The sequence below is a fragment of the Streptomyces sp. NPDC086077 genome (assembly GCF_040686175.1).
Classification (GTDB): Bacteria; Actinomycetota; Actinomycetes; order Streptomycetales; family Streptomycetaceae; genus Streptomyces.
Window position 1 is genome coordinate 1 of the sequence record NZ_JBFBJT010000190.1, and the last position, 11,604, is coordinate 11,604.

The 11,604-nt window shown below is 72.2% G+C and carries 11 protein-coding genes and 2 pseudogenes; 5 read left to right on the top strand and 8 right to left on the bottom strand.

Features of this window, described 5'->3' with window-relative positions; genetic code table 11:
- On the top strand, positions 1-1,891 hold a 1,891-nt coding region (locus AB0O67_RS33505), incomplete at its 5' end, for a SpoIIE family protein phosphatase (RefSeq protein ID WP_365458546.1).
- 5 nt (positions 1,892-1,896) lie between these two features.
- On the opposite strand, the pseudogene AB0O67_RS33510 reads toward AB0O67_RS33505, so the two are convergent.
- Positions 1,897-2,162 (bottom strand): annotated as a pseudogene (locus tag AB0O67_RS33510) (MFS transporter); the annotation flags it as partial.
- Here AB0O67_RS33510 and AB0O67_RS33515 point away from each other — a divergent pair.
- The 3 genes from AB0O67_RS33515 (at position 2,154) to AB0O67_RS33525 (ending at position 3,770) form a co-directional block, all read left to right on the top strand.
- Positions 2,154-2,366 carry a hypothetical protein gene (locus AB0O67_RS33515; protein ID WP_365458577.1) on the top strand — a complete coding sequence of 71 codons (213 nt, stop codon included), beginning with the start codon at positions 2,154-2,156 and terminating at the stop codon, positions 2,364-2,366. The pseudogene AB0O67_RS33510 and the gene AB0O67_RS33515 overlap by 9 nt on opposite strands.
- A 108-nt stretch (positions 2,367-2,474) precedes the next feature.
- Positions 2,475-3,155 carry a DNA alkylation repair protein gene (locus AB0O67_RS33520; RefSeq protein ID WP_365458574.1) on the top strand — a complete coding sequence of 227 codons (681 nt, stop codon included), beginning with the start codon at positions 2,475-2,477 and terminating at the stop codon, positions 3,153-3,155.
- A 21-nt stretch (positions 3,156-3,176) separates the two neighbouring features.
- Positions 3,177-3,770: a MarR family transcriptional regulator gene (locus AB0O67_RS33525; protein WP_365458549.1), complete on the top strand. Its 594-nt coding sequence runs from the start codon at positions 3,177-3,179 to the stop codon at positions 3,768-3,770.
- A 48-nt stretch (positions 3,771-3,818) separates the two neighbouring features.
- On the opposite strand, the gene AB0O67_RS33530 is transcribed toward AB0O67_RS33525, so the two are convergent.
- The 4 genes from AB0O67_RS33530 to AB0O67_RS33545 form a co-directional block, all read right to left on the bottom strand.
- A complete protein-coding gene (locus AB0O67_RS33530; RefSeq protein WP_365458552.1) occupies positions 3,819-4,721 on the bottom strand; it encodes an LLM class flavin-dependent oxidoreductase in 903 nt (300 codons plus the stop codon).
- Positions 4,722-4,732: 11 nt separating this feature from the next.
- Positions 4,733-6,610 (bottom strand): FAD-binding protein, encoded by a 1,878-nt coding sequence (locus AB0O67_RS33535; RefSeq protein WP_365458555.1) that lies wholly within the window; start codon positions 6,608-6,610, stop codon positions 4,733-4,735.
- Between the two features lie 174 nt (positions 6,611-6,784).
- Entirely contained in the window at positions 6,785-7,543 is a 759-nt protein-coding gene (locus AB0O67_RS33540; protein WP_365458559.1) for an SOS response-associated peptidase, read from the bottom strand.
- Positions 7,544-7,586: 43 nt separating this feature from the next.
- A complete protein-coding gene (locus AB0O67_RS33545; RefSeq protein WP_365458562.1) occupies positions 7,587-8,540 on the bottom strand; it encodes a nitronate monooxygenase in 954 nt (317 codons plus the stop codon).
- A 246-nt stretch (positions 8,541-8,786) separates the two neighbouring features.
- On the opposite strand from AB0O67_RS33545, the pseudogene AB0O67_RS33550 reads away from it, so the two are divergent.
- Positions 8,787-9,209: pseudogene (locus tag AB0O67_RS33550) on the top strand (methyltransferase); the annotation flags it as partial.
- Positions 9,210-9,263: 54 nt separating this feature from the next.
- On the opposite strand, the gene AB0O67_RS33555 reads toward AB0O67_RS33550, so the two are convergent.
- The 3 genes from AB0O67_RS33555 to AB0O67_RS33565 form a co-directional block, all read right to left on the bottom strand.
- Complete coding sequence (locus tag AB0O67_RS33555) at positions 9,264-10,343, bottom strand: HAMP domain-containing sensor histidine kinase (RefSeq protein WP_365458565.1); 1,080 nt, start codon at positions 10,341-10,343, stop codon at positions 9,264-9,266.
- On the bottom strand, positions 10,336-11,031 hold the full coding sequence (locus tag AB0O67_RS33560; protein ID WP_365458568.1) for a response regulator transcription factor: 696 nt from the start codon (positions 11,029-11,031) through the stop codon (positions 10,336-10,338). Before AB0O67_RS33560 ends, AB0O67_RS33555 begins: the two co-directional genes overlap by 8 nt.
- A gap of 67 nt (positions 11,032-11,098) precedes the next feature.
- On the bottom strand, positions 11,099-11,604 hold a 506-nt coding region (locus AB0O67_RS33565; protein ID WP_365458571.1), incomplete at its 5' end, for a VanZ family protein.

Below are 11,604 nucleotides of genomic sequence, written 5' to 3' on the forward strand. Positions count from 1 at the left end.
GGTGGACTTCCTTCCGCCACCGCACAACGCGAACGTGCTCATCGAGGGCGAGCCGATCCTCATCCCGGTGCTCGACCCGGCCGACGCCCTGTGGGTCGCCGAGCAGCCCGCCCGCGTGGAGTCCATCCGCGACTTCGGGCTGCACTCCCTCCTCTCCGTGCCGATGCGGGCACGGAACACCGCCCTCGGCCTCACCACGTTCCTCCGGTCGCTCAATCCCGTCCCGTTCCAGCCCGACGACGTCCTGCTGGCCCGGGAGCTGGTCGCGCGGGCGGCGCTGTGCGTCGACAACGCCCGCCGCTACACGCGGGAGCACACGGCGGCGATCACCCTCCAACGCAGCCTGCTGCCACAGGCACTGACGGGCGGTACGGCGCTGGAGGTGGCCTCCTACTACCTGCCGGCCGATCCGAGCGGCGGGGTCGGCGGCGACTGGTTCGACGTGTTCCCGCTGTCCGGGGGCCGCGTGGGCCTCGCCGTCGGGGACGTCGTGGGCCACGGCATCACCGCCGCGGCGGCGATGGGACGGCTGCGCACGGCGGTGCAGACCCTCGCCGACATGGAGATGCCGCCGGCCGATCTGCTGGCCCACCTCGACGACCTCGTGCTGCGGCTGAGCGAGGAGAAGACCGACGAGAGCACGACGGCCTTCCTCGGGGCGACCTGTCTGTACGCCGTGTACGACCCGGTCAGCAGGCTCTGCACGATGGCCCGCGCCGGGCATCCGCCTCCCGTGGTCGTGGCGCCCGACGGCCAGGTCTCCTTCCCGGAGCCCCCGGCCGGTCCGCCGCTCGGGCTGGGCGGCATGGGGTTCGAGTCCACCGAGATCGAACTCGCCGAGAACAGTCTCTTCGGCCTCTACACCAACGGCCTCATCTCCGGAGCCGACCGCGACATGGAACTCGGCATGTCTCGCCTCGGCGAGGTACTGGCAGGTCCCCCCACCACCACGGACGAGCCACCCGCATACCGCGAGGACCCCCGTCCGGACGCGAAAAGGGGCGCTGTTGGGGGCGAGGCTGTCGCCGGGGACGAGGGCAGCCGACTGGGCGGCGGCGGTGCCCGGAGTGACGACGTCCGGCTGGACCCGAGCGAGGTTGAGTCCGAGGGCGTTGGCGCGGACGCGGGCGCGGGTGCCGCGGGGAGCGAGGGCGGTCGCGCGGGTGCGAGCGAGGTGGAGTGCGGGCGCGGGGCGGAGTGCGGGCGCGGTCTCGCGGACGGCGGAGGTGGTGGTGCGGACGCCGGTCTCGCGGGCGGTGCGGACGCTTGTGGCGCCGAGGGTGCGGGCGGTGCGGACGCTTGTGGCGCCGAGGGGGACAGTTGCCGCGTGGATGCGAGGCCGGCGGGGCCCGGTGGTGGGCATGCGCACGCGAGTGTGGCCGGAGACAGCGGCGCGCGCGCCGGCCGCGCGCCGGGCGGCGACCTCGCGGCCCTCTGCGCGTCCGTGGTGCGGCGGCTCGTGCCCGTGGCCCAGCCCGACGACATCGCGTTGCTCCTGACCCGCACCCACGTCCTGGGCGCCGACCACGTCGTCTCCTGGGACGTCCCCGCGGACCCGGCAGCCGTCGCCGACGTCCGGGCCCGCGCGACCCGCCAGGTCGCGGCCTGGGGTCTGGAGGAGCTGGCCATGACCACGGAGCTGATCGTGAGCGAACTGGTCACCAACGCGGTCCGCTACGCCGAACCCCCCATCCATCTGCGCATGCTCCGCGACTCCCGGCTGACCTGCGAGGTCGCCGACGCCAGCAGTACCGCGCCGCGTCTGCGGCACGCCCGCAGCACGGACGAGGGTGGTCGGGGCCTGTTCCTCGTGGCCCAGCTCGCCCATCGGTGGGGCGCCCGCCACACCCCGGGGGGGAAGATCATCTGGGCGGAGCAGGAGATCCCGTGAGGCGTCGGAACAAGTGTCAGCGCGCCGACGACGGCGACGACGGCGACCGGCACGTTGATCAGGAGCGTCGAGCCCCAGGCGTGGTCCTCCAGCAGCCATCCGGCCAGCAGCGGCCGACGGCGACGGCGAGACCGGTGGTGGCGGTCCAGGCCGTGATGGCCTTCGCGCGTTCGCCCCTGGGGAAGATCGCCACCAGCAGCGACAGCGTGGCCGGCATGACCACGGCGGCACCGACGCCCATGACTGCCCGCGCTGCGATGACGTGCACTCCGGCCGGCTGGTCCTGCGCGTCACCGACGACGGCAGGACCCGAACGGACCCCGCACCGGGCGGGAGCGGGGGCTTCGGCCTGGTGGGGATGGCGGGGGCGGTCGACGCGCTCGGCGGGCACCTGGAAGCGGGGCCGGCAGCCGAGGGCGGCTGGCGCGTCCAGGCCTCGCTGCCTCTCGGGCGCCCCTCCGCCCGCAGCTCCTGAGCGCCTCGGTACGGTCGAGGCGGACCGGCCGCCACCCCCCCGTAGGCTGGATTCGTGCGTGACGGACAGGAGGCTGCTGCGGTGACCGGGACGACAGTGGCGCAGGTCATGGCCGAGCTGGCCGTGCTCGAGGACCCGAGGACACGCGCGGTGAACGAGAAGCACGGTGACGATCACGGCGTGAACCTCGGCAAGCTGCGCGCGCTCGCGAAGCAGCTCAAGACGCAACAGGACCTCGCGCGCGAGCTGTGGGGGACGGGGGACACCGCGGCGAGGCTCCTGGCCCTGCTGATCTGCCGTCCGAAGGCGTTCGAGCGCGACGAACTGGACACCATGCTGCGCGAGGCACGCGCGCCCAAGGTGCACGACTGGCTCGTGAACTACGTGGTCAAGAAGAGCCCGTACTCCGAAGAACTGCGCCTGGCCTGGTTCGGGGATCCGGATCCGGTGGTCGCGAGCGCCGGCTGGGCGCTGACCGCCGAGCGCGTGGTGAAGAAGCCCGAGGGCCTCGACCTCGCCGGACTGCTCGACGCCATCGAGGCGGAGATGAAGGACGCCCCGGACCGCCTGCAGTGGGCGATGAACCACTGCCTGGCCCAGATCGGGATCGAGCACGCCGAGTATCGCGACCGGGCGACGGACATCGGCGAGCGGCTGGAAGTACTCAAGGACTACCCGACTCCCCGGAACTGCACGTCCCCCTTCGCCCCCACCTGGATCGCCGAGATGGTGCGCCGCCGGCAGGCGGGACACCAGAACCCCGATGCTCTGTCAGGCAGAGCATCTTGAGAATGGACTAAAGTGGGATGTGTGACTGCGCACCGTGACTCCGGGGAAGAGACCGAGGCCGTGGCGACCGGGACCGGGGACTCCCGCGACGGGTACGGCAACGGATACGACTTCGGGATGGCCATCGGTGTCGTGTTCCGCGCATACGCGAAGGCGACGGAAGCCGCTGTGGGGGACATCCCGGGTGGGCCGCGGGGTTACTTCGTGCTCACGGCCGCGGTGCAGGGTGAGGCGAGCAGTCAGCGTTCCCTGGCCGATCGGTTCGGTGTGGACCGGACGGTGATGACGTACCTCCTGGACGATCTGGAGCGGGCCGGCCTGGTCGAGCGCAGGCCGGACCCTTCCGACCGCAGGAGCCGGCACATCGTCGCCACCGAGCACGGCCGGGAGCGGTGGGCAGAACTGTCCCGCCGGGTCTCGCTCGTGGAGCAGCACATCCTCGCGCCGCTGCCCGAGGAGTCACGGGCGGGTTTCCAGTCCATGCTGTGCGCACTCGCAGGACACCTGGACGCACACGGTCCCGCCGTCGATCTCTGCCAGGTCGCCGCCGACTTCGACATCACCGGAGAAGGGGACCGCGCACCGCGCCGAGGCCGACGGCGCACCGCCGGCTGACACCGACGCGGAACGGCCGACACGCCCGCCCGCGACCGACCCATCGCGTCAGCGCCCCCGTTCGCGCGCCACCAGTTCCCGCGCGGCGGGCGCCACTTCCGCGCCGAAGCGCTCGATCGTGGCCGGGTCGTCGCCGCCGATGACGAAGGCGCTGAGACCGTGCTCGAGGGCGAGGCCGGCGATCTGCTCCGACCATGCCTGCACGGGTCCGTCGAGCAACCCCTGCGATGTGGGGGAGAACCGGACGTTCATGAAGTTCATCAGCCGGCGGACGGCCGACGGAGAACGCCCGGCAGCCTCGGCCGCCTCGTCGATGCGGGCGTTCATCTCCGGCAGCGACTCGGCGCCCCGCGGCAGGTATTCCATGGAGGGAAGCCAGCCGTCGCCCACGGCGCCGGTGAGGGCGAGCATCCTGGGCTTGTACGCGCCGACCCAGACGGCGATGTCGTGCGCCGGCCGGGGGCCGCGTTTCGCCCCGTCGACCTCGTAGTACCGGCCGTGGTGGCGGACCCCGCCGCGCGCGTCGGTGTCCCAGATGTCGCGGATGACGGCGATCCCCTCGCGCAGCGCCTCGACAGCCTCTCCGGCCGTGAGGCGTCGGCCTCCCATGGCTTCGATGCCGTCCCAGAAGGCGCCCGCTCCGATGCCGAGTTCGAAGCGGCCACCGGAGAGGAGGTCCAAGGAGGCGGCAGCGCGCGCCAGGACGGCCGGCGGGCGGAGCGGGAGGCTGGTGACGTTGGCGCTGATGTGGACGTTCTCGGTGCGCGCGGCCACGTAGGCGAGCAGCGTGGAGGTGTCCAGGTACGAGGCCTGGTACGGGTGGTCCTGGAAGGTGACGAGGTCCAGACCCGACCGGTCGGTGGTGACAGCCAGGTCGACGGCCTGCTGGGGCCTGCCTGCGGCCGGTGTGACGAACGAGCCGAAGAGCAGGTCGTGTCCGTAGTCGGTCATGGGGGAGGTCCTTAGCTCGGGAGCGCGTCGGCCGAGGTGGTCCGCGCGTCCGGGTACGGATCGATGTTGAAGTTGTCCCGGAAGAGGTTTCCCGGGTCGTAACGGCGCTTGATCTCCCGCAGCCGATTCAGGACGGTGGGCGGGAAGGCGTCGTGGAGCCGTTCGGGGCGGCGGTCGGTCTCGAAGCTGAGGTAGAGGCCGTCGAAGTGGTGCCGCAGCGGGTCCCAGAGGCCGTTGACGGTGTCGTGACCGGCTCCCATCGCGGTGACCTGGAAGGCGGACGCCCGGTGGGGGAAGGCCGTGTCCCCGGCGGGGACGTCGGCGATGGCGCCGCCCATCGCGCGGAGTTCGAAGAAGTACACCTTCCCCGTGCGCAGAAGGGCTGCGGCGTCCTGCGCGAACTCGGGGGTGAGCTTGGGGAGGAACGCCGAGCGGGAGACCGGATCACCGAAGCCACGTTGGCCCTCGGGCCCGACGTCGGCGGCGGAGGCCATGACCCCCATGTAGGGGGTGACGACGACCTGTTGCTGGGCGAGCAGGCCTGTCTGCGCGAAGGGAGTCAGGCGCTCCACGATGACGTCGGGGTCGGGGTTGTCCACGATGCCGAGGAGCTGGTAGCTCCACTGGCCCTGCCGTGGGCGCCCGGTGATGAAGAAGACGGTGGTGTCCCGGGGCGCCTCGGAGGCGACTCTGCCGAAGTCCGCCATCGCCTTCGCGATGTCCGTGGTGAGGAACGTGAGATGGGCGTGGCCGACCTGGCCGACCGGGTCCGCCTGGAACTCGAAGGCCGTGCCGACGCCGAAGTTCGCTCCCGCGCCCCGTACCGCCCAGAACAGGTCGGGGTGCTCGTCGGCGCTGGCACGTACCTTGCTGCCGTCGGCGAGCACCAGCTCCACGGCGCGCAGGTGGTCGATGGTGAGGCCGTGTGCGCGGCCGAGCAGGCCGATGCCCCCCGCGGTCGCGAGACCGCCGACGCCGACGCCGCCGTAGTCGCCCGAGCCGAGTGCCCAGCCGTGCGGGTGGAGGGCGGCCGCCACCTGCTTCCAGGTCGCACCCGGTCCGATGCGTACCAGGCGCCGCGCGGGGTCGAGCACCTCGATGCCGTTCATCCGCCGCAGGTCGACGACGAGCCCGCCCTTGTTGGTCGAGCGGCCGCTGATGCCGTGGCCGGCGCTGCGGATGCCGAGCGGCAGATGCGTGTGCCGCCGCGCGAATCCCAGTGCGTCGGCGACCTCGTCCGGGGTGCCGGGGCGCAGCACCAGGCCGGGCGACCCGCCGCGCAGGTAGGTGGACCTGACGCCGTCGTAGCCGGGGTCGCCCGGCTCGATAGCGTGGGCAGCCAGCGACTTCGGTACTGACGCGTAGTCGATGCCGGGGCGGCGACGGGAGCGTGCGGCGAGCGAACGCTGCGGGGGCACGGTCCCGGACGCTGCGTCCGCCAGGGCGGCGAGCCGCTGCACGTCCCGTGCCGAGTCCACGGGGACCACCACGGGGCGGCCCTGCTCGGCCAGCGTGGACAGCTCCTCGGCGGATGCCCCACGGGGAGCGGTCACCCAGGCGGAGGCATCGGTGACGAGCCTGCCCGGCGCCAGGGCGTCGAAGCTCTCCTTGGCCTTGGCCACGACCGTCGGCCAGGGCGCGGCGGCGTCCTTCGGTGATGGCGCGGGCAGGTCCGGCAGGTCCACGCCGATGCTGATGCCGCGGGTCCGGCCCGCCAGCCAGGTGGCCGCGGTCCACGGGTCCAGACCGGCTGCGGGCCTCGCCGACCCGTCGGGTGTCGCCACGACGACCAGAGCGAGACCTCGTTCGTCGGCCAGCCCGGCCAGCTCGTCCCACCGGCCCGCGAGAGCCCCGGGGTCCGAAGGGTCGAGGGCGATTCCAAGCTCCATGCCCGTCTCACTCCTACCGTGCGCTTCACCTATCATATGTAGAGCAAACGTTCTGCACCGCAGCGTATTCCTGATGGATCACCCTGGATGATTGAGTCTGCTCAATGCTCTTAAATCTATACTATCTCCACAGGATACTAGTGGGCCGCGGCGCCCGCTCTTCCGCCGCGGCCCTCAGCGCACGGCGCGTGCCAGAGTCACTTCTTCGAGGAGCTGCGGGCCGTTGTTGCGCACACTGTTGACCTCGGTCGAGACTGGCCGGGCGTCCAGGTGGCCGTCCGCGGGCCGGGTCAGCAGCGTCCGCAGCTCGTCGGGGTCCTGGTGGTGGGGATCGAGCCAGGCGTCGTAGTGATCCGGGGTGAGGGCCAGCGGCATGCGGGGGTGGACGCGCCCGGCGGCGTCGGTGGCCTCGGTGGTGATGATCGTGCAGGTCGTCAGCCATGCCGCGGGGTCGTCGTCCTGCTTGATGTCCGGGTTGCGCCAGTAGTCGTACAGCCCGGCGAGCGCCATCACCTGGTCGTCCTCGGGGTGGATGAAGTACGGCTGCTTGCGGGCCTTGCCCGTGATGGGGTCCTTGGCCTGCTGCCACTCGTAGAAGCCGTCGGCAGGCAGCAGGCAGCGGTGTCTGGTGAAGGCGCGGCGGAAGGCGGGCTTCTCGTGCACGGTCTCCACGCGCGCGTTGATCATCCGCGCGCCGACCTTCACGTCCTTGGCCCACGACGGCACCAGGCCCCAGCGCAGCGGCCGCAGCTCACGCGCCGCCGGCGCGGCTCCGCCCGCGCCGCGCGGAGCGCGTTCGAGGACTGCCCAGACCTGGTCCGTCGGCGCGACGTTCCAGCTCGGGGCGATCGTCTCCTCGGGGCGCCAGTCGGTGACCTCGAAGAGCTGGACCAGGTCCTCGGGGCTTCGGGTGGATGAGTAGCGGCCGCACATACCGCCACTCTCCCACCATGTCCGTCACCCGCGTCCGAGCCGCTCAGCGGTGGTGCCCGGCCAGGACGGCCTCCGCCTCGTGAACGACCCCACGTACGATCTCGCCGGCCGGCTGAATGTCGTGTACGAGCGCGGCCGACTGCCCGGCGAACGGCATGTACTCGTCGCCCCGGCCGGCGTGCACGGCCTGCATCAACCGTGGCACGACCTCTTTCGGGTCGATGTCCTCGGGGCTGTCGCGCAACGTGTCCACGAAGGGAGTCCGCAGCGCCCGCGGCACGCCGAAGCTGCCGGGGCGGTTGTACGGCGGAAGGATCCGCTCGCTGCCGGCCACCTTCACGGCGTCGGTCGCGTCGGCCGCGAGGATCCGCTGCTTCCACTCGTCGGACGCGGGCATCTCCTCCGACGCGAGGAAGCGGGTGCCCATGGAGACGCCCTGCGCGCCGAGGGCGAGCGCCGCGGCGAGGCCGCGCCCGTCGGCGATGCCGCCGGCCGCGATCACCGGGGTCTCCCCGGCCATGTCCACGACCTGGGGCACGATCACCAGGGTGCTTACCTCGCCCCCGTGGCCGCCTGCCTCGCCGCCCTGCGCGATGAGGACGTCCACGCCCGCGTCCAGGGCCTCGGCGGCCTGCCGGGCGTCCATCACCTGCTGGATCCAGAGGATGCCCGCGTCGTGTGCCCGGCTGATCAGGTCCTGAGGAACGGCCAGATGGAAGGAAATGACAGCCGGGTGTTCCTCGATCGTGGCCTGGAAGGCGTCCTCGTCCAGTGGCCGGGTCGTGTGGTTGATCGCGAACGGGCGGCTTGTCAGCCGGCGCATCTCGCCCCACTCGCGTTGGAGGTCGGAGACGGATCGGCCGGCCGTACCCAGGCTTCCGAGTCCGCCGGCCTCGCACACGGCGGCCGCCAGCGGAACCTCGCTCCAGGGGCCGAACGGCGCGCAGACGACGGGTAGTTCGATGCCGAGCAGCTCACAGACAGGGGTGCGGAGCATAGGTGCCTCCCGCTCGATCCGCGGGGCTGCCACGGATCTCCGCCGTGGGCGGACGGTTGGATTCCGCTTCTTTCGCCAGTTTATCCGGGGCCCTGGAGGGAGGCACCCTCTCGCCCTGGGTGGAGTCGCAGGTGAAGGGCGGGCACCGGCCCTGCGCCATGGCTCGCCGTTCCTCGCGGGCGACGCCGCCAGCGTGGTCGACCCCTCGGCCGCCTAGGGCGCGAACCGCGCGGTGCTGGAGGCGGAGATCCCGAACTCGCCGAACTCTCCGACGGGTCCATGACCGCGAGCGCCCGGATGTTCGCACCCCTGCCGACGCACCCGGTCGTCAGGAACGTCCGCACGTCATCGAGGCCGCCCGCCGCTCGCTCGACGCCGCCGGCTGCGGCGAGCGGGGGGCCTACCGGACGGGCGACTTCGCGGACGTACCGCCGGGCGGCGACGTCCCGGGTGCTGCACGACTGGGACGACGACCGCTGCCACGAGATCGTGAGCCACTGCCGCGCGATGCCCGCACACGCCGACCTGCTCGTCGTGGAACGCGTGCTGCCCGCCGACGGCTCGCTCTCGCCGGCCACCGCCTGGGACCTCCACATGATGCGCAACGTCGGCGGCCGTGAACGAACCGCGCACTACGCCCGCCTGCTCAGCCGCGCGGGACTCACCCTCACCCTGACCAGGGCCTGTTCGTTCGGATCAGGTGGGCCCGCTCGGGGTCGAGGCCTACGGCGTGCCGGGCAGCCGGACCGTGACGAGGAGACCGCCGGCGGGGCGGGGGACGAGGTCGAGGGTCCCGTCGTGGGCGCGGACGACGCTGTGCACGATGGCCAGGCCGAGGCCGACGCCGGCGTGCTCGTCGGCGCGGACGCGTTCCGTTCCGCGCTGGAAGGGTTCGGTGAGCGTCGGGACCAGTTCCGGTGGGAGCCGACGGCCCGTGTTCTCGACCCGCAGCACGCTCGTGTCGCCGTGCGCCTCGGTGTTGACCGTCACGGTGCCGCCGGCGGGGAGGTTGTGGACGACGGCGTTCTGGACGAGGTTCGTCACCATCCGCAGCAGGAGTTCCGTGGAGCCGCTGGTCCGGGCCGCCCCGCCGGTGACGTCGAGCGTGATCCGGCGCTGCTCGGCGAGGGGAAGCAGCGTTTCGGCGGCTTCTTCGGCGACGAGGGAGAGGTCGACGCTCTCGCGGGTGAAGTGTCCGCGGTCGCCGCGGCTGAGCAGCAGGAGGGCCTCCGTGAGGTCGATCGCCCGTGTGTTGACGGCGTGCAGGCGCTCGATGAGTTCGTCCCGTTCCCGCGTGGGGTCCTTGCGGGCGACGTCGAGGAGCGTCCGTGAGATCGCCAGCGGGGTGCGCAGCTCGTGGGAGGCGTTCGCGGCGAACCTCTGCTGCTCGGCTAGGTGCGACTCTAGTTGTTCGAGCATCGAGTCGAACGCGTCGGCGAGTTCACGGAACTCGTCGCTGCGGCCATGCAGGCGGATCCGGTGGGACAGCGACCCGTTCCCGGCCATCCGTGCCGCGGCCGTGATCTGGGCGAGCGGTGCGAGCATCCGGGCCGCGAGGACCCATCCCCCGACGAGGCCGAACACGAGCAGGAAGAGCATCGCCAGGGCCGCGGCGGGGGCGAAGGTGCGCACGAGGAGGTAGCGGTTGGGCGAGATCCCGAGAAGGCCCTTGGGGGTGTCGGGCACGTAGCGCAGCAGGAACACCCACACCACGGCCAACAGGAGAGCACCGGCGACGACGAGGAACCCGGCGTAGCTGAGGGTGAGTTTCAGTCGGGCGCTGAGCCCTGGGCGTCTAAGCATGCGTACTGCCGGGGCGCGTGGTGTCGGGGCCGATGTCGATCCGGTAGCCGACGCCGGGCACCGTGGCGATGATCCATGGTTCGCCGAGCCGTTTGCGCAGGGCGGAGACGGTGATGCGCACGGCGTTGGTGAGGGGGTCGGCGTTCTCGTCCCAGGCCCGTCCCAGCAGTTCCTCGGCGCTGACGACCCCGCCCTCGGCGGCGACCAGGACTTCCAGCACCGCGAACTGTTTGCGGGTGAGCGCGACGTAGCGTCCGTCGCGGAAGACCTCCCGGCGGAAGGGGTCGAGCCGCAGGCCCGCCATCTCGCGGACCGGCGGCCGGGCGTAGGCGCGTCTGCGGTCGAGCGCCCTCAGCCGCAGGACGAGCTCGCGCAGTTCGAACGGTTTGGTGAGGTAGTCGTCGGCGCCGAGCCCGAACCCGGAGGCCTTGTCGTCGATCCGGTCGGCAGCGGTGAGCATGAGGATCGGGATGCCGCTGCCGGAAGCGACGATGCGCCGCGCGACCTCGTCGCCGGAGGGGCCGGGGATGTCGCGGTCGAGGACCGCGAGGTCGTAGGAGTGGACGCCGAGCAGTTCCAGGGCGGAGTCGCCGTCGCCGGCGATGTCGGCGGCGATCGCCTCCAGCCGCAGACCGTCACGGACGGCTTCGGCCAGGTAGGGCTCGTCCTCCACGATCAGTACACGCATGTCTGAAGCCTAAGCAGCACCCATGGCGCCGACGTACGCGAAGACGGGTGCGCAGCGGACACCCGGCTCAGCCCGCCGGCGCCGGGAGCGGCCGGTCCGACGGCGCTGTCGCCGTGGTGCGCCACCAGCGGCGCGACGCGAGCGCGGCCAGCACGGCGCCGGCGGCGTTGACCAGTACGTCGTCCACGGAGAACACCCGGTCCAGCCGCAGGACGTACTGCGCGGTCTCCACCAGGACCGAACAACCCGCCCCGAGCGCCAGGATCCGCGGCACGGACGCCAGCGCCGCGAACCGGATCGGGGCGAAGAACCCCAGGGACGCGAAGACCAGCAGGTTGCCGACGATCCCGAGCGGCCCCATCGTGGCCAGGTCCCGCAGCGGTGCCAGGCTCACCCGCGCGGGGACCGTGCCGGCCCCGGCCCCGGGCATCATGGTCAGCCACAGGAACGGCACCGTCCCGTGGACCATGCCCACCTCGGCGAGCGACATCCGCCACGCCGTCGTGCCGTCGGCGGGGCGTCCGTGCCGTCCACAGCGCTGCTGGCAGGAGCAGACCGGGACGGTTCCAACTA

What these genes read in the sequence shown, in the direction of transcription:
- AB0O67_RS33560 (WP_365458568.1), bottom strand. Translation starts at nt 11,031, where the DNA reads ATGCGTGTACTGATCGTGGAGGACGAGCCCTACCTGGCCGAAGCCGTC.
- AB0O67_RS33555 (WP_365458565.1), bottom strand. Translation starts at nt 10,343, where the DNA reads ATGCTTAGACGCCCAGGGCTCAGCGCCCGACTGAAACTCACCCTCAGC.
- AB0O67_RS33530 (WP_365458552.1), bottom strand. Translation starts at nt 4,721, where the DNA reads ATGACCGACTACGGACACGACCTGCTCTTCGGCTCGTTCGTCACACCG.
- AB0O67_RS33540 (WP_365458559.1), bottom strand. Translation starts at nt 7,543, where the DNA reads ATGTGCGGCCGCTACTCATCCACCCGAAGCCCCGAGGACCTGGTCCAG.
- AB0O67_RS33535 (WP_365458555.1), bottom strand. Translation starts at nt 6,610, where the DNA reads ATGGAGCTTGGAATCGCCCTCGACCCTTCGGACCCCGGGGCTCTCGCG.
- AB0O67_RS33545 (WP_365458562.1), bottom strand. Translation starts at nt 8,540, where the DNA reads ATGCTCCGCACCCCTGTCTGTGAGCTGCTCGGCATCGAACTACCCGTC.
- AB0O67_RS33520 (WP_365458574.1), top strand. Translation starts at nt 2,475, where the DNA reads ATGGCCGAGCTGGCCGTGCTCGAGGACCCGAGGACACGCGCGGTGAAC.